Origin of the sequence: Veillonella parvula, assembly GCF_945949885.1 — a bacterium.
GTDB classification, from domain to species: Bacteria; Bacillota; Negativicutes; order Veillonellales; family Veillonellaceae; genus Veillonella; species Veillonella parvula_B.
Genome location: NZ_CAMFFZ010000016.1, coordinates 30334 through 48855 on the forward strand (window position 1 = coordinate 30334; position 18522 = coordinate 48855).

The following is an 18522-nucleotide window of genomic DNA, read 5'->3' on the forward strand; positions in this document are numbered from 1 at the left end:
CTGTCTCCTCAAGTTTAAATAATACTATTTTGTAAATTGTAACATAAAATTGAATAGTATCCAAAATCACACCATTGAAGCATTCGTTAAATATTTTCCTATTAAGTTGTCTATAATCTAGTTATCTATAATATAGCTCTACTTAATCCTCTTTATGCTCCATAGATTTTGGAAGTGTCAAAATTAATAGACCAGCAAGGAACATACAAGCCCCCATTACATAGTAACCATAAGCAAAGCTACCAGTGTGACCATTGATGAATCCAAGCATATATGGACCTACCCAGCCCCCCATGTTACCTGAAGAGTTAATGAGTCCCATCGCCCCCGCTGCAGCAGCGCCAGATAAGAAGGTTGTTGGCATGGTCCACCATACACCCATACCACCGTAAACACCTACTGCAGTTAAGCATATAAAGAATAAGCTAACTTCTGGAGATGGACTGTGTGGTGTTGCTAAGAAACCAATAGTACCAATGAACAATGTAGTAGCAACGTGCCAACGTTTTTCATTGCGCTTTTCAGAAGAGTAACCACAGTATATTTGTACAAGTAAGGCTGCTGTCATTGGAATAGCAATAGACCACGCTACCACGCTTGGTGGCCATCCAGATAAGCTTTTAAGAACTTGAGGCATCCAAAAACTAAAGCCCCAGAAACCAATAACCCACAAGAAATAGATTAACGCTAAACGCAATACTTTTGGGTCTTTTAACGCTTGCCAAATAGTATATTTCTTTACGGCTTGCTTTTGTTGCTCTTCTTTTTCAAGCTCGGCTTTAATATATACCTTTTCTACATCAGTTACCCAAGATGCATGTTCAGGACGCTCTTTCATCCAGAATGCGAAAATGAACGCAAAGATCACAGCAGGAATAGCTTCAACGATAAAGAGTGTACGCCAACCATGTAGACCAAAGAACGTTGTATCCAATAAAATACCTGCCAATGGCCCACCAATGATGTTAGAGAACAATAAAGATGTCAACATCAAGGAGATTGCCTTCGCGCGCTCCTTTGGCAAGAACCAATTTGGAATGAGTAATGAATAAATTACAGGATATAAAGAAGCCTCACATAGACCAAGTAAAAATCGATAAACATAAAATTCCAACTCAGTGGTCATCGTCGTCATAAGAATACATACGAGACCCCAACTAAACATGATACGCGCCACCCAATGCATAGCATTACAACGAGCTGCAATTAAAGATGCAGGCACTTCAAACAAAACATAACCAATAAAGAAAATGCCTGCCCCCATACCAAATACTTCTGGCGTCAACCATGGTAAATTCTCCTTCATAGTCAAGCCTGCATAAGCAATGTTAACGCGATCCAGGAAGGCAATAATAGAAACAATAAACAATGGTAAGACTACGTGAAGCATACGACGTTTCGTAAAATCTCTGAAATTGATATCCCCACTTTGAGGCTCTAGTGTAGATGAGTTCATATAATTCCTTTCTACTTATTAAAATATTACATACTTTACCATCTTAAAAGAACAAACGTCCTCTGTCAATGGAATTATATGAAAAATAGAAAATAAAAGCACCTTATATAGTGTCAATACATCTCTATTAAGAGATCATAAACACTACATAAGGTGCTTTCATATTTAATAACAATTACCAAATTATACTACCGAGTTCCAGACGCGTATTCACCCATATTAATATCTAGAACCTCTCGAACCGATTGAATTAGAGAATCCTCATATTGTACTTTCCACTGAATATCCTGATTCATCTCGCCATTTTGTAACCCCGCAATGGTTTCCCCATCACCTATTGGATTATCATGTTCGAAAATGTAATTCAACACATTATAAGCATGAAATACTACATGATTAGGATCTACACCGTGAAAGTGATACTGTAAATCAGGTAAAAATAATGTACTCATACCCACAGAATCTACCATCATATCATTGGTACCTTGAATACTAAAATAACGCACATTTACAGCATAATAAATAAAACGAGTTACCGCTTTATCTGAATGATTTTCTATCGATTCACGACTTAAAAGCTTATGAGACGGTCCAAATACAACGGCTTTACAAGACGGATATAACTCTAGCAATGCATCTACATATCTTACAAGCATATCTGCACGTTCTTTGGCCTCTAAACCAGAAGCTAACATATCCGTAGCAAACACCCTATATTGACACTCTGCTAACACCTCATCCACATTAGGACAATCCCACACCTGACTACGTTCAAAATCATCTAATACGGGTTTATCGATTTTCTCACAATCCGTCACCATTAACATCGGTGAAATATCTGCATCAGTATCCTCGTAATGGACCTTATAATTCTGAGGTGCAAAACCTGCGGAATCACGACGGTAATCAAAACAATCGATAGGACCTAAATGCTTTGTGAGTACCTCTACCATTGTATCGCGGTCAGGCATATCACAATGCTCCGCCATCAATAACTCGATAAAAAATAAACCACCGGGACGAACTGAAGTGTCAGTCAAATCCTGTTGAAATACTTGGCTCATACGCTCTCCTAATTTTTAACTATTTTTTGATGAATGTATTAATTTATACCATTTTACAATACCCTCAGGGATTAAAAAGCTATTACCTTCTATTTTTTCTTTCGCCCAACTATAAAGTTCATCCGGAGAAATAATATGTATATTATCTATATGAGCATCAACTAAATTTCACATAATATACATCCTTTACTTTATAGTATATCGGATGTTTATAAGTACTACAATTACGTAACCAATGTTTTATAAATAATATAAAGTCTATATTTTGACTACAGGTTAGAGTTATTTCTATATGCTGTGACATCACGTTTATATGATTTAAACATAGGGATTCATATTCAGGTTCAAGCTGTTTACTATTCTCTAATGTTTGTAGAAATTTTGCATATAAATAATCAATACTTTCATAACGATTACCGACCTTGCAACTTCCCATATCAAATAGGTTACGATAAGAAATATCTCCAGGTAATACAGATATCCAGTTTAAGGCATACTCTGATACACCAAACACCGTATTTTCTGGATTAGGCCCATCTAAATCATCCTGTAACCACGCTGATATTATTTGGTACATACTTAGCATTTCATATTCGTCTAGCTCACTATAAAACTCACCTAACCCATCTAGATCAATCTCTAAATTGGCAATACAACGATACATAAAAACTACCTCCTAAAGGGCTCCAATCTTCTTATAGTAAAAGTATAACTATAATCATGTACCATATTTGCCACATTAGACTTTATTTCTATCTTTAAAGTTAATAATAAAACAACGCATAAATTCAAAAAGACCCACTCCATGGTCCTCGAACTCATGGAGCGGGTCTTTGTATTAACTTATTAGCATGGGATCGTGAGTTGACAGCGGAATCCAAACGGACTCTACCGGAATCCAAGCCCTAGTCAATTATAGAGGTTTACGAACCACGTCAAGGATAGAACCATCGCGGTATTCTACGATTGCCACGATATCTTCGTCTTTGTCGGATACAGGGATATCTTGTGGTTTACCTACTAAGTCAAATGCTAATTGTTGTAATTCTTCAATTGTGTAGATAGGCAAGTTGCTATCTTTGAAGCGTTCAATCAAATCAGTACGAGCTGGGTTGATTGCAATACCATATTCAGTAACGAGTACGTCAACAGAGGAGCCTGGTGTAATTACAGTTGCAACTTTGTCACGGATCATTGGCAAACGGCCACGGATTAATGGGCAAGTAATAACTGTGCATTTAGCACCTGCTGCTGTATCGGAGTGACCGCCAGAAGCGCCCATCAATACACCGTTGGAGTCAGTCATCACGTTTACGTTAAAATCAAGGTCGATTTCAGTAGCACCAAGGAATACTACATCTAGGTAGTTTGTAGTACAGTCTGTCCATGGGTTAGCGTACATGGAAGCGGACATTTCGATGTGTGCAGGGTTTTTATCCAAAGATGCAGCTGCAGTTGTATCGAATGTTTGAGTATCGTAAATGGCACGAATCAAGCCTTCTTCAAGCATCCCAGTCAAGATGCCAGTAGCACCACCGATAGCGAAGCCACCTACTTCACCGCGTTTGCGAAGTTTTTCAGCGATGAATTTTGCAACTGTCAATGGAGCACCACCAGCGCCCAATTGGAATACGAAACCATCTTTAATGATGCCTGCTTGATCAAGAAATTCACCAGCTAGTTCAGCAATTTTAATTTGGATAGGGTTTTTAGTGAAACCTACTGCACCAGAAGCGATACCTTCTGGATCACCGATGCTTTCAACCTCAACAACATAATCTACATCAGTTTGAGGGATTGCATAGTTGTGTACATAATCAACCAAATTATCAGTGATGATAACAGTTGTGTCTGCATAGTGGGAGTCAACTTTAGCATAGCCAAGTGCACCACATGCGGATTTACCCATACGACCAGTAGCATTACCACGTGGATCAGCTGTAGGTGCACCCATGAAAGCTACGTCGATATGAACTTCGCCAGATTCGATAGCACGAGCACGGCCACCATGGGAACGAATCACTACAGGGCGTTTCAATACGCCTGGGTTTTGAGTTAAGAATTTACCAAGACGATCGCGCAAGCCAGATGTTTCGATAGCTGTTACAGTACCGTCTTGAATCATTTCTACCAAGAATTCATGGCATGGGGACAAGGAAGAAGACGCAATTGTAATATCTTTAATGCCTTTTGCTTGAACGCGTTCCATAACCATTTTCATTACATAGTCGCCGTTGCGTAAATGATGATGGAAGGACAAAGTCATGCCATCTTTTACGCCAGCTTTTTCGATTGCTTCATCGATGGAAGCAAGTACTTTATTAGTACCAACACGGCTCATATGTACAGGTTTACCTGTGCGATGAGCTTTAGGTTCAATAGCGAGTTCACCTTGATATACTTCGCGACCTTCTAGTGCTGGGATATTTGTCGGGATATCGCGACCTACTTTATTTAACATCGTATTCTGCTCCTTCCTCTAATTCAACTTTAATGCCTGCTGCACGTGCTTTATCAACTACGCGTTGTGCACGAACTACGATAGGACCATCGATCATTTTACCATCTACGGAGATTACGCCTTTATTGTTGCGCAATGCATCTGCATAGCTGTTCAATACCTTAACGGAATGAGCGATTTCTTTTTCGTCAGGAGTGAATACTTCGTGGATAATTTTGATTTGGCTTGGGTGGATACAAGATTTGCCATCATAGCCCAAAGCTTTAATGAATTCAACTTCTTCGCGGAAGCCTTGTGCGTCTTTCACGTCGGAGAATACAGTATCGATTACGCGGATACCTGCTTCACGCGCTGCATGAAGGATTGTTTGACGAGCGAACAACAATTCAACAGCTGGTTTATGTTTACCTGTGCGAAGATCTGCACGATAGTCTTCAGCGCCAAGAGCGATAGCAACTACGCGAGGGCCATGGCAGATTTCACGAACATTATATAAGCCGCGGACGGATTCAATAGCCACGATAATGTTGATTGTACCTTCCGGCCAACCGTTAGCTTTTTCCACTTCTTCAATCTTCTTCGCTACGATTTCAACTTCAGAAACATCTTCAGTTTTAGGTAAACGAATCATATCAGGTTTAGCTGGAACGATGACATCAAGATCGTCATAGCCATAAGGAGTTTGTGTAGGATGGTTGATACGAACAACTGTTTCTGCACGGAATTTACGGGATTTCAATGCTTCTGCAGTTAAAAGACGAGCTGTGTCTTTTTCTGTAATTGGCACGGAATCTTCGATATCGATCATGATGGAGTCAGCACCGTGAATATCTGCACTGTTAATCATTTTAGGTGTATTACCCGGTACAAACATCATGGAACGAGACAAGCGTTTTTTAGCAGCCTCTGTTAATGGGTTTGTTTTAACTTCTAGGAATGTTTTATCGTTAGCCATTATGCTTTGCTCCCCCTTTCCAATGCACCTAATACGCGAGCTTTAATTGTGTAATCCCAAGCATTTTTATCTTGTACGATTACTTTTACGCCATCATAACCAGCTTCTTTCACTGTGTTCAAGATAACGGATTTAATTTGGTCGCCGTATTGGCGGATAACTTTGGATGTTAATTCAATTTCGATACCGCTAGCAATCGGTTCAACCGTTACTAATGCATCATTTTTTTCATCGAAGCCAGCTTGTGCAGCTTTTACTAATTGTGCCATGTTGCATCCTTTCACTAATAAATATATCAAATGGCAAAGACCAGACGTGTCGCGAATGTCTGGTCCGTGCTGTTAAAACAATAATGATTATAAGATTGTATGATTAGCCAATCATACCGATGAAAGTCCACCAAGGGATACCTACTACGAAGAGTAGAATCCAACTCAATACCGCTAAGATAGCACCAGCAGTCCACCAATCTTTCAAGTTGTTATAACCTGCAGAGTAGATGATTGGACCAGGGGATGCACCGTAGTGAGTTACGAGACCACCAAACGCATTTGTTGCAAGCAATACAAGTCCAAACATAGCTGGGTCTACACCTGATGCCATACCTACAGTTAAGAATACTGGAAGCATAGACGCAATGTATGCAGTACTGGAAGCGAACAAGTAACGAATTACAACGCTGATACCAGAAAGAATCAATACAACGATGAGCGGAGACACATCAAGTGCCAAGTTTGCTTGCATGTATGCTGCAAGCCAAGCAAAGAATTTAGCTTTTGTCAAAGCAGTGGATAAACCAAGGATAGCACCAAACCAGATGAATGTGTTCCAAACAGCTTTAGTTTGAACCATATCATCCCAAGTGATGATACCAGCAAAGAATACAATAGTCATAGCTACTAAAGCTACTGCTGTTGGACTCAAGTCAAAACCGATGGAAGGCAATGCCCAACCGATAAGAGCAAAAATAAATACAACAGCCAAGATTTTTTCAGACGTTTTCATAGGTCCTAATTCTGCAAGACCGTCAGCAGCTAATTTTTTATTGTCAATTTTTACTGCTTCAGGACGATCGATCCAGTAACCTACAAGTGGTACGAAGATCAACATTACAAAACCAGGAAGAGCTAAAGCCAAAGCCCATTCAGCCCAAGTCATGTTTAGACCAGTAATTTTAGTAACAAAGTCTAATGCCAACACGTTCGGAGCCATAGCTGTTAAGAACATGAAGGATGTAATTTTTGTTACGAAATAGCCATTCATCAAGATGAAGGAACCACCGCGTTTAGCAGTATCACCAGGATAAGAACCGATGGATTCAGCAATGGATAAATTGATTGGATATACGATACCAGCTGCACGTGCTGTATTAGAAGGTGTTGCTGGAGATAATACTAAATCAAGAAGTGCTGTTACATAACCAAGACGTAATACAGTAGAACCGAATGCATTAATCAAATGGTAAGCAATGCGGTGACCAAGACCAGTTTTACCAAATGCAACGCTCAAGGAGAATGCAGCGATAATCATCCACAATGCTGTGGAGCCATAACCTACCAAGATATCTTTTGCATTGTCTAAGAATAATGCAGATGCAGATAATACAGCTAATAAAATAATTTGAATTGGGTATGGTTTTAAAATCAAACCTACGATACCTGCAATGTAGAAGCCTAAAAGGCGCCACGCCGTATCAGTGAGTCCTTCTGGTGGAGTTGTAAACCAGAGGATAACAGGGATTAGCACAATAAGTGCTAGTTTTAAGAATCTTTCCATGTTTATTCCTTTCTTAAAAACATAGGCATATATATCATCCTAACACTACCCCAGAAATTCTTAATACGCGACTATCATCTATTGAACTCTAGGATTTTTTGTCTACACTCATTATATATGTTTAAAAGAAATATGAATAATAGATTACCTTTATAGGGGTTATAAAAACTTTTATATCTACTAATCATACTTTTTATGCATTTTAAGCATAGAATTGTAGTTTCAAATGAAAAAAATGCATGTATACCTCCCCAAAGGGGATATACATGCACTTACATGGTACTATATTAATCTTAATCTATATTATGAGTTATTATATCGAAAAAGTCCAATGCTGAAACAGCATGGATAAACAGTTAGAAAATCTCATAGATATACTCTATTATAATGCGTCCTATGCTTTATATTCTCTAAATATACTGTCATCCACTACGGTATGTTCTTTGTAATAATGACGAACATATTCGATAAACGTTTTTACTACAACCAAATTTTCCGCATCTTTTGTGTACACCATATTCGTATCACGGGTGATGTATTCACCATCTTTGCTACGCAATGGACTCACATAGATATCTTTATCCTTACAAGATCCAAGTCCCATATAGGTCAAGATAGACCAACCAAGGCCAGCACGAACAAAATGGCGACAAGTACTCATAGAGTTTACATCCATCGCCACACTTGGAGGCTCATCAAAATGTTCTGCACACCAAGTTTCGATAATATTTGCCACCGATGCATCTGTTTGATATTTAATGAATGGTACTTTTACCAAGGATTCAGGTGGCACTAATTCTTTATATACTAAACAATATGGTTCTGCTAGTAACAATTCAGACTTGCCAGACACATCATAACCACCACGAGCAAAGGCGACCATACAGTCACCGGTATTAAACATTTTTACCACTTGATGGCTGAAAGCAGTCTTCACTTGAATGTGAACATCTGGATATTGTTCTCGGAAAGATCTCAATAAGGCTGGTAGTTCATAGTCTGCAAAGTTAATAGATGACGCAATTTTCAATGTCCCTTGAATCTTGCCAGAAGCGGAATTCATAGCATTCTCCAAGGCCTCTTGTTCTTGCATCATTCGCTTGCAGTAATCATAGAAAATTTCGCCTTGTGCCGTGAGGGCAATCCCTTCAGCAGTTCGCAACAACAGAGAATGGCCCAAGGCTTTTTCTATATGGCGCAACCGATAGCTCAACGCTGGTTGCGATAAAAATAATTTTTCTGCAGCCCTTGTAATATTGCCTTCATCGACAACAGTAACAAAGGTTTGCCATTCTCTATCGTCCATACAAACTCCTTTGTTATCGCTTATTACCAAAGATGCGTAATAAGGATAAGAATAAGTTAATGAAATCTAAATATAGGCTCAAAGCACCAGTGATTTCAATGCGGTCTAAAATTGTTTCATCCTCCATGAGCGCCACTTGTGTCACATTATTTTTAATGCGGTTCACATCGATAGCTGTAAAGATAGAGAATACTACAACACCTACATAACCTAGAACTAAACTAACAGTATCACTAGAGCCACTGAGTACAGTCCAGTTAAAGAAGCGGGCCCCCATCATGACCACAGATACGATAATCATACCAATTAAGGCAGCCAATACATATGGTGTAAGGGATGATAAATTACGCTTAGTTGTAGCCCCTACCACAGCAAAGCCAATAAAGAATGCTAACGTACCTACTAAGGCTGGAATAACTACATCAAACACATCATATCGCAAAGATACCAAGGTCAATGTGAGACCATTCAAAGCACTATAGAGGAAGAACATACCACGTAACGTCATTATATTAGCAGAATATGCACGAGCACTAAATAGGAATACCACACCAAGCTCTACTAATAAAATGATATTAAAGTTTTGATACGCAAAACGTAACCAGTTTGGATTCGCTAATGCGGCAAAGCCAATACCGATGGTTGTAAGCAAACCTACAACCATCCACAAGAAAGAGCCTTTTAATCGTTGGGATACGATACTTTCAACCTGTGCAACCTCAGCTGCAGTAGGTCCTGTTACATTATATGGATTCATACTATTCCTCCTTATTTAATTATCACTCATAGCGATTATCGAGCATTGGCAATGCCCGCAAATACCTTACCACGTTCTCCATCGATAGTCACTTCTTGACCTTCGAGGAGCACTTCATGGGCATTTTTAGCGCCTAAGATAACAGGAATACCATACGTAATGCCCGCGATAGCACTGTCCGATGTATAACCATCTTCTACTGCGATGATACCGCCAGCACGTTTGGCAATGACCATCAACTCAGGCTCCATTGTACCTACCACGAGGATATCGCCGTCTTTAAAGCTTTCATAATTGCCCTTATGATTAGCCGCAATGTACACATTACCTGTAACGGATTTGCGTAAAATACCATTACCAGACAGGAGCACTCGACCTGCAATGTGAACGCGAATCATATTGGTCGTGCCTGTGGCACCAGATGGCACACCAGCAGTAACAACTACGAGGTCACCAGACTCGATGGCGCCAGTGCCAAGAGCACCAGTAATGGCTTGCTTAACCATTTCATCGGAGTTAATGATTTCATGCCCCTTAATAGCCTCTACGCCCCAGCATAATTGCATGCGACGGATAGTTTCCTCATGAGGTGTAACAGCGATGATTTTACAATCTGGACGATGACGAGCCACACTAAGTGCGGTGTGACCAGATTCAGTACATGTCAAAATAGCTGCGGCCCCGAGGTTTTGAGCTACGCGCACGCTAGCCAAACATACGGCGCTTGTGGTAGTCATTTCTTCATCCTCACGAGCGCGGCTATAGCTATCATAAATTGCAGCCTTCTCCGTTACCTCTGCAATGCGAGTCATGGTTGCAACAGCTTCTACAGGATAGGAACCATTGGCTGTTTCGCCAGACAACATAATCGCATCGGTACCATCCAAAATGGCGTTGGCTACGTCACTTGCTTCCGCCCGTGTTGGACGTGGGTTTTGAATCATAGACTCGAGCATTTGTGTCGCCGTAATAACAGGTTTCCCCAAGTCATTACATTTTTCAATCATCATCTTTTGAAGTACTGGCACTTCTTCTGCAGGAATTTCTACACCGAGATCGCCACGCGCAACCATGAGGCCATCAGCTACTTCCAAGATTTCATCGATATTTTTAACGCCTTCTGCGTTTTCAATTTTTGCGATAATCTTGATGTCTTTTTTCTCAGACTCAAGAATACGGCGAATAGCTACAATGTCTTTGCCACGTTGCATAAAGGATGCGGCCACAAAGTCTACCCCTTGTTGACAGCCAAAGCGCAAGTCCGCTTCATCCTGTTCAGATACGGGTGGCAAGCTTAGTGCTACACCTGGTACGGCTACGCGCTTGCGGTTACCGATTTCTCCGCTGTTTTGAACAGTTGTAACGATATTATTACCTTCGATAGCATCGATAATAAGTGTTACAAGCCCATCAGCCAAGAGGACTTTATCCCCTACGGACACATCGCCTGCAAGACCTTTGTAGTTCACGGAGCTAAGCTCTTTTGTACCTTCCACATCATCTGTAGTCAACGTAAATTGTTGACCTGCTTCGAGGAATACCTTGCCCTCTTTAAATAACCCAAGACGAACCTCAGGCCCTTTTGTGTCGAGCAATAATGCGATTGGTTTATTCACAATCATAGCCGCATCGCGCACCATTTGCATGCGTTCTGCTTGCTCTTCATGGGATCCGTGGGAAAAGTTAAAACGAGCTACGTTCATGCCCGCCCGCATCATATCTTCCAAGATACCAAATTTATCCGTTCCTGGACCTACAGTACATACAATTTTTGTACGTTTCATAATCCCTCCTATGAAAGCAATCCCTAGATAGGATAGTTCATTTCTTATTATATCAATGTTGGTGAAAGCTATCTATGCCCCACGCAACATATGTTTTTCCACACCGTTTATACACTTATTGTATCAAGTATATGCTTATTACATGCCACACGTGTGTTAATCTTATATGTTTACTGTACCTCTACGGAGCCTTCGCCTAGAATAGCTTCAATAGCCTTGATGGATTCATCACTAGGGTCAAAGCACATATTCGGTGGTAAATTAATGCGTTTCCGTTGACGGTGTAAATATAACGATGCTGGCACGGAACCTGCTGTATTTACTAGCACACGTTTTAAGGCTTCACTATTTTCTGGAGTATCATATTGACTATAAATATGGATTGCTACCTGTTTTGCCTGATTATAGTTTACCTTTAATGGAGTAATACGGTCTGCAATAATTTGCACACCCTTTTCATCCGCATCAACCCGGCCTTTTACCTTAACGATCATATCGACCGCAAGGAATTGTTGGCTTTGACTAAAGACCTTCGGGAATGCTACTACATTAGCCGCACCAGAATAGTCTTCGATGCGAAGAATGGACATAACCTCATTGCGCTTTGTCATGCGGTCAGATTTATTTTCAATGAGCCCCCCAAAGGTAATGGTTTGACCATCGTATTGCTCTGGATTTTCTACGAGAGCCCCTAATTCAAAGAGGCCTTCCAACTCCTTCGCATATCCTTGCAATGGATGCCCCGTAATGTAAAAGCCAGTATATTCCTTTTCATCCTTTAACTTATCGTCTTCCGATAAATCCTCCACATTGGGAACAGGAATGAAATCGACAGATTCTTCCATATCGCCAAAGAGACTCATGGTGCCCATAGCAGCATCTTTTTGCTCTTTAGCACCAACAGCTTGTGCGCTTTCATACATGTGCAACAACTGATTCCGGTTTTCCTGGAAACCATCCATAGCGCCGCAACGGATGAGACTTTCAAGAAGTCGTTTATTCACAACTCGATTATCTACCCGTTTGCAGAAGTCCACGATATCCGTATACAGACCATGCTCATTGCGCTCGCGAATCAAGCGATCGATGGCATTATCCCCTACGTTCTTGATGCCGCCAAGGCCGAAACGAATAGCATCGTCTTGCACGGCGAAGCTGCGCTCAGAATAGTTAATGTCTGGGCCTAGTACCTTAACATTGTGCTTCTTGCAGGCATTGATATAATAAGTCAATTTCTGCATATTCTGCATGAAACTAGTCATGGTTGCGGCCATAAACTCTGGGAAATAGTGGGCTTTCAAATACGCCGTTTGGTACGCGATATACGCATACGCCGCACTATGTGATTTATTAAAGCCGTAGCCAGCGAAGTATACGAGCAAGTCGAATACTTCATTCGCAACGGACTCGGTAATACCGTTTGCTACGGAGCCTTGAATAAAGGACTCCCGCTGTGCTTTTAAGACAGATTCCTTTTTCTTACCCATCGCACGGCGCATCAAATCCGCTTGACCAAGGGAGAATCCCCCCATGGCGGAGGCAATCTGCATAACCTGTTCTTGGTATAAGATTACCCCGAAGGTATCTTTCAATATAGGTTCCAAAATTGGATGTAAGTAGGTAACCTCTTTTTTACCATGACGTCGATCGATAAAATCCGCCACCATGCCAGAGCCTAATGGACCTGGACGGTACAAGGCTACCAACGGGATTAAGTCCTCAAAATGCTCAGGCTTAAGATCCATTACAAGCTTCGTAATACCTTCCGATTCGAGCTGGAATACACCAGAGGTGTCGCCCTTTGTGAGGAGGTCGCAAGCCGCCTTATCATCAAGTGGGATAGCATCTAAGTCGAGGTCAATGCCACGGTTCGCCTTGATGAGCTTTAAGGCATCCCCCATAACGGTCAAGGTACGGAGGCCCAAGAAGTCCATCTTTAAGAGGCCTAACTCCTCGATATTGTCCTTATCGTACTGCGTTACAAAGCCTTCATCGTTGGCATTTTGTACCGGTACATGGTCATCTAAAGGATCTGCAGAAATTACAACGCCCGCCGCATGAGTGGACGAATTTCGCGCTATGCCTTCTAGCTTTTTACCAAAATCAAATAACTCTTTAACATTTGGATCGGCTTCGTATAAAGCTTTTAACTCTTTGCCTTGTAGAGCCTTATCTAAGGTAATCCCCAGTTCGTTAGGAATCATCTTAGCGATGCGGTTTACTTCGGCTAGTGGCAAGTCTAGTACACGACCTACGTCACGAATAACGGCGCGCGCTGCCTCTGTACCAAAGGTAATAATCTGAGATACACGAGCTTGACCGTATTTTCTCGTCACATATTCGATGGCTTGACCACGCTTTTCATAGCAGAAGTCAATATCGATATCGGGCATGCTTACCCGTTCTGGATTCAAGAATCGTTCAAAGAGCAAATCGTATTTTAGTGGATCGAGACCTGTAATACCTAAAAGGTACGCTACTACAGAACCTGCCGCAGAACCACGGCCTGGTCCTACTAAGATATCGTGCTCACGGGCATACCGCACATAATCCCACACGATGAGGAAGTAATCCTCAAAACCCATCGTACCGATAACATCTAACTCATAGTCGAGACGCTTTTGTAACTCTTCAGACGTTTCACCATAAAGGCGTGGAATTTCTCGTTCACAAACCTTACGTAAATACGTTTTAGACGTTTCCCCTTCTGGTACATCAAAGTGTGGCAAGTGATGTTCGTCGAAGTTGAATTCTACGTTACAGCGGTCTGCAATTTTTAATGTGTTTTCAATGGCCCCAGGAATATGAGAGAACAACTGAGCCATCTCATCCCCAGATTTCAAATAAAACTCATCATTAGGGAACTTTAAGCGGTCCACTTCGGCACGACGGCGGCCTGTAGAAATACAAACCTTAATATCCTGAGCGTCTGCATCCTCTTTTAAGACATAATGGAAATCATTAGATGCTACGATACCAAGACCATACTCTTTGCTGAGCTTAATGAGCTCCTCTTGGGCCTTTGCTTCTTCTGGTAACCCGTGATTTTGGATTTCTAAGAAGAAATTATCCTTACCGTACGTCTCAATATACCATTCGATGGAACGCTTCGCGCCCTCCATATTATCTTGCAAGATATACTGAGGGATTTCTCCTTGAATACAAGCACTGAGGGCAATAATCCCCTTGCTATATTGACGCAATAGATCGCGGTCTGCACGTGGGCGATATAACATGCCTTCCGTAGATGCTTTCGATACGATTTTAACAAGATTACGATACCCTTCCATGGTCTCAGCCAATAGGATGAGATGCTTTAATCTTTCACGGCTGCGACCTTCGGGACGATCGAATCGGCTATTTTCCGTTACATACACCTCACAACCGATAATAGGCTTAATGCCTTGAGCCATACACTCTTTATAGAAATAAATAGCAGCGTACATATTGCCATGATCTGTAATGGCAAGAGCCGGCTGATTTAACTCCTTCGCACGACGTACCATGTCAGGCAAACGACTGATGCCGTCCAGCAAACTAAACTCTGTATGACTATGTAAATGTACAAATGGCTGCATGGTACACCTCCTTTAAGGGCGATGAGCAAAATACACGTTCAAGGACTTCTTACGAGCCTTCCAATCTGGCAAAAACTGTGCCACGAGATTGTGAAAGTTCTTGGAATGGTCTAAATATTTAAAATGAGCAAACTCATGAACCATAACGTACTCAATATACGCCTGTGGACCCTCTAATAATCGGGTATTCATCTTGATGAGCTGCTTTGCTGGGGTACAAGAACCCCAACGGCTCTTCATACACTGCTGTTTTATGGTTGGCATAGGCACATCAATACCTTGCTTGTGAAAGCGTTGATATACGACCTTCGCCCAATGGACAAAAACCTTCTCCCCTAAATTACGCCAATAACTCTGCATCAATTTATGCTTCGCTTCAAAGGTCGTACCACGAGGTACTACCATGGTAAGGATGGCTTTTCCATCGAAGCCGATATGTGGCTTTCCATCCTGCTCAACTAGGCGCAACGTAACTGGAATGCCGAGGATGGATAAACTTTCACCATTCACATACTGCAACGCATCGACGCGCTTGGCATTCAATGCATCAATCTTGTAACGAGCCCGCTCAATGAAGGGCATATTCTCGATGACAAACTTGTCCACCCTATAATCCGGCACATACCCATTCGCCGACACATGGATCACACCATCCCTCGTGATGCGCATATTCATGTTCTTCACACACTTGATGGTTAACTCATATTCAATTCTGTCGCCATTATAGGTAATAGACCTAGTTGTTGAAGTATTCATACTTTTTATTTTATCATAAAACACTCATAAAAACGTAGAAATCTGGTGATTTTAATAGGAATTATTCGATATAGATAAAATAATAAAAAATAACAGATAGCTGATTAAAGATAATCAACTATCTGCTGTAAATACTAAAATATTACATTATTAACTTTAGCGCTTATTAAATTTTACCAACTCCAGATTCCAAGAAAGATTAAAAGGATACTCTGTCCTACAGACACAGCAATTCGACCTTTACCTATAATACTAATACTATAACTTTTCCCCTCTTGGCACATAAAATATTCATTCAGATTTTGCTTTAGTGCAAACATTTCTATCCAAAGAAGGCCCGCAAGTATCAACGAAAAAATAGAAAAACTATGTAAAATTATCCCCCCAAAAATAACCATTAGTTCAATCATTAATAATTGACATAATTGTATCATCGTAAGAACAAGGCTTCTCTTAGTATTTGCGCCTGCAATAGTTATTGTATTATTCCGTATAATATATATTGCATACATACCAATTAAAATACTACATAAAACACGCCCAGCGTTCATAATCCCTCCTCACTAATCTTTTAAACCATCAAAACCATTTTGAATAACTTCATCCGTATACGCAATATTATCTGCTTGTCTTTCCTCTGCATTTTTAGGAGGATGATAAACATCCTGATAAGCATTAACACCTTGATCAATAGTATGTGATACAGCAACACCGGCTGCAGGCGTGCCAAGTTCAGAAGCATACACACCGGCACCAATAGAAGTAGGAACTGCTACAATATCCTCTAAAACACGTGCTCTAGCATCTCGCATTGAATACTTATCAAGATTACTATCTTCTAAAATTGTAGCCCCTGCATTTAATACTGAACCGGCACCAACACCGGATTTAAAATCTAACGCTCCCGCAGTAGCAGCTTGTCCTACATTAACTACATTAAAACTCTTATCAGCCCAAATTTCACCTATGCTTTTATCGTTTTCATTCCACTTAGTCGCATAAGATGAAACTCCCGCTCCTACGTTTATATTTTCACCACTAGCCTTATTAACAACTCCGCCTACGGCAGCACTCAACCATTGTGCTACAGCTGGATCATGTTTAGCCACTTTATTAATTTCGCTAATTAACATCTCATTAGTCATAGTAGCTTTAAATCCGCTACCAGGTGCATTACCAGCCATACGAGCTGTGACCTCACCAATGATGCCATGTGCAATAGATTTAGCTACTTTACCATCTTTGGTTGTTGGTTGCCAGTTATGTAGTTGTTCAAATGCGTTTTTAGAGAATAAACGTGCTAGCTCCTGACGTTCTTCAATTTTCTTTTTATCAAAAATCTTATCTAATTGATGTAATGTATTTTCGGTATTCGTATTGATAGTTTTAGTATCAATTTCTTTACCATCTACAGTTAGTATACCATTAGAGATAGCAGATTGAGTAGTAGAGCTTGCTTTACCTTTAGAGCCTACACCTAAGTTTGGAACGAGACCAATACTGTTATAAATTTTATCATAGCCTTTTTTATCCTTGGTCTTCATCTCTTCGAGTTTCTTTTTACTACCATAGTAGTTATAGCCAATACCATTCTTACTATATGTATATTCAGCTTCGTTTTGGATATCTTTCATCTCTAGAGATTTTGTAGTCAATTTATTCTTAGCTTTCGGAGCGTTACTTTTAATTAGAGCACCTTCTAATGTAGTACTGTTACCTACATTAATGTCATAGCCTTCTTCTCCAGCAAGAATACCAGCTTGTTGAGTTACGCTTTTCCATTTGCTATCAATTCGTCCTACACTAGCATTTATACTGCCAGTTGGATCCTTAAATGTTGGTTTAGAAGAAACAGAGAACCCAGCAGATTTACTATGTTCTTTAAAGTTATCTACATCTTGCAAACTTTGAATATGTAAATCACGACCTGTATCTACCTCTACCTTTTTACCCACTACAGTAGAGCCAATAATATTCGTATCTCGTTTAGCCTTAAGTTGTACTAATTTAGCAGCTTTAATTTTTGTTGGCACATAACTTTCTTGATGGGTATCTCCATTTTGTCGTGCCATATGAGCACTCGCATTAATATCGAGAAGTCCACCACCAGTTAAACTAATACTCGCGCCTGCACTCCAACCAGAACTCTTATAGTCATTTTTCACATCTACTGTATTCTTACTAGCCTCTATATTAATATCGCTAGCGCTAGCCAAACTAATAGATTGAGCAGATATGTTTTCACCAGTAAGGCTAATACCATTTTTCTTAGCATCACGAGCTGTTATACGAACATCGCTGTCACTAATAACAGCGCCTCCCTTATAAGTTGCGGTATCTACAGTTTGACCTTGTTTCTGTGATGTGTTACCAATTGATACAGATAAATTAATAGCATTATCAATATTTTTTGGACCTCGTTTAGCTTTACCATCTACTTTTTCAACTTTACCAGTCACTGCATCTCGTATTTTGGCTCCATGTAAAGCACTATCTACAGCTTCATATCCATCTTGTAACTGTTTCCGAGCTTCGTTAAGTTCAAGTGCTGCTAAACGTTTGTCATCACGGCCACCAGCTTGTTTAATAGTTCGCGTTGCATTCGTTACACTATCAGCTAATGCACCAC

Annotated in this window: 14 protein-coding genes; all 14 read right to left on the minus strand. The window is 40.5% G+C overall.

Features of this window, described 5'->3' with window-relative positions; genetic code table 11:
• Positions 1–142 precede the first annotated feature (142 nt).
• On the minus strand, positions 143–1456 hold the full coding sequence (locus Q7O55_RS06215; RefSeq protein WP_105086977.1) for an MFS transporter: 1314 nt from the start codon (positions 1454–1456) through the stop codon (positions 143–145).
• Positions 1457–1644: 188 nt separating this feature from the next.
• Complete coding sequence (locus tag Q7O55_RS06220; protein WP_303929248.1) at positions 1645–2520, minus strand: DUF4261 domain-containing protein; 876 nt, start codon at positions 2518–2520, stop codon at positions 1645–1647.
• A gap of 157 nt (positions 2521–2677) precedes the next feature.
• A complete protein-coding gene (locus Q7O55_RS06225; protein ID WP_303929250.1) occupies positions 2678–3184 on the minus strand; it encodes a hypothetical protein in 507 nt (168 codons plus the stop codon).
• Positions 3185–3433: 249 nt separating this feature from the next.
• Entirely contained in the window at positions 3434–4981 is a 1548-nt protein-coding gene (gene citF / locus Q7O55_RS06230; protein ID WP_303929252.1) for a citrate lyase subunit alpha, read from the minus strand.
• Positions 4971–5936 carry a CoA ester lyase gene (locus Q7O55_RS06235; protein ID WP_303929255.1) on the minus strand — a complete coding sequence of 322 codons (966 nt, stop codon included), beginning with the start codon at positions 5934–5936 and terminating at the stop codon, positions 4971–4973. The genes citF and Q7O55_RS06235 overlap by 11 nt, the downstream gene beginning before the upstream one ends.
• A complete protein-coding gene (citD, locus tag Q7O55_RS06240; protein ID WP_004696923.1) occupies positions 5936–6205 on the minus strand; it encodes a citrate lyase acyl carrier protein in 270 nt (89 codons plus the stop codon). Before citD ends, Q7O55_RS06235 begins: the two co-directional genes overlap by 1 nt.
• Before the next feature lie 103 nt (positions 6206–6308).
• Complete coding sequence (locus Q7O55_RS06245) at positions 6309–7712, minus strand: DASS family sodium-coupled anion symporter (RefSeq protein ID WP_303929257.1); 1404 nt, start codon at positions 7710–7712, stop codon at positions 6309–6311.
• Between the two features lie 394 nt (positions 7713–8106).
• Positions 8107–9018 carry a LysR family transcriptional regulator gene (locus Q7O55_RS06250; RefSeq protein ID WP_303929259.1) on the minus strand — a complete coding sequence of 304 codons (912 nt, stop codon included), beginning with the start codon at positions 9016–9018 and terminating at the stop codon, positions 8107–8109.
• Positions 9019–9031: 13 nt separating this feature from the next.
• A complete protein-coding gene (locus tag Q7O55_RS06255; protein WP_303929261.1) occupies positions 9032–9775 on the minus strand; it encodes a Bax inhibitor-1/YccA family protein in 744 nt (247 codons plus the stop codon).
• A 35-nt stretch (positions 9776–9810) separates the two neighbouring features.
• Entirely contained in the window at positions 9811–11559 is a 1749-nt protein-coding gene (gene pyk / locus Q7O55_RS06260) for a pyruvate kinase (protein WP_303929263.1), read from the minus strand.
• 170 nt (positions 11560–11729) lie between these two features.
• On the minus strand, positions 11730–15137 hold the full coding sequence (locus tag Q7O55_RS06265; RefSeq protein WP_303929265.1) for a DNA polymerase III subunit alpha: 3408 nt from the start codon (positions 15135–15137) through the stop codon (positions 11730–11732).
• A 12-nt stretch (positions 15138–15149) separates the two neighbouring features.
• Entirely contained in the window at positions 15150–15917 is a 768-nt protein-coding gene (locus Q7O55_RS06270; RefSeq protein ID WP_369691712.1) for a M48 family metallopeptidase, read from the minus strand.
• A gap of 149 nt (positions 15918–16066) precedes the next feature.
• On the minus strand, positions 16067–16444 hold the full coding sequence (locus Q7O55_RS06275; protein ID WP_303929268.1) for a hypothetical protein: 378 nt from the start codon (positions 16442–16444) through the stop codon (positions 16067–16069).
• A gap of 12 nt (positions 16445–16456) precedes the next feature.
• Positions 16457–18522: hemagglutinin repeat-containing protein (locus tag Q7O55_RS06280; protein WP_303929270.1), on the minus strand; the 2066-nt coding region annotated here is incomplete at its 5' end.

Coding starts and splice junctions, on each gene's coding strand:
- pyk (WP_303929263.1), bottom strand. CDS start 11,559: ATGAAACGTACAAAAATTGTATGTACTGTAGGTCCAGGAACGGATAAA.
- citD (WP_004696923.1), bottom strand. CDS start 6,205: ATGGCACAATTAGTAAAAGCTGCACAAGCTGGCTTCGATGAAAAAAAT.
- Q7O55_RS06250 (WP_303929259.1), bottom strand. CDS start 9,018: ATGGACGATAGAGAATGGCAAACCTTTGTTACTGTTGTCGATGAAGGC.
- Q7O55_RS06275 (WP_303929268.1), bottom strand. CDS start 16,444: ATGAACGCTGGGCGTGTTTTATGTAGTATTTTAATTGGTATGTATGCA.
- Q7O55_RS06265 (WP_303929265.1), bottom strand. CDS start 15,137: ATGCAGCCATTTGTACATTTACATAGTCATACAGAGTTTAGTTTGCTG.
- citF (WP_303929252.1), bottom strand. CDS start 4,981: ATGTTAAATAAAGTAGGTCGCGATATCCCGACAAATATCCCAGCACTA.
- Q7O55_RS06245 (WP_303929257.1), bottom strand. CDS start 7,712: ATGGAAAGATTCTTAAAACTAGCACTTATTGTGCTAATCCCTGTTATC.
- Q7O55_RS06225 (WP_303929250.1), bottom strand. CDS start 3,184: ATGTATCGTTGTATTGCCAATTTAGAGATTGATCTAGATGGGTTAGGT.
- Q7O55_RS06255 (WP_303929261.1), bottom strand. CDS start 9,775: ATGAATCCATATAATGTAACAGGACCTACTGCAGCTGAGGTTGCACAG.
- Q7O55_RS06215 (WP_105086977.1), bottom strand. CDS start 1,456: ATGAACTCATCTACACTAGAGCCTCAAAGTGGGGATATCAATTTCAGA.
- Q7O55_RS06220 (WP_303929248.1), bottom strand. CDS start 2,520: ATGAGCCAAGTATTTCAACAGGATTTGACTGACACTTCAGTTCGTCCC.
- Q7O55_RS06235 (WP_303929255.1), bottom strand. CDS start 5,936: ATGGCTAACGATAAAACATTCCTAGAAGTTAAAACAAACCCATTAACA.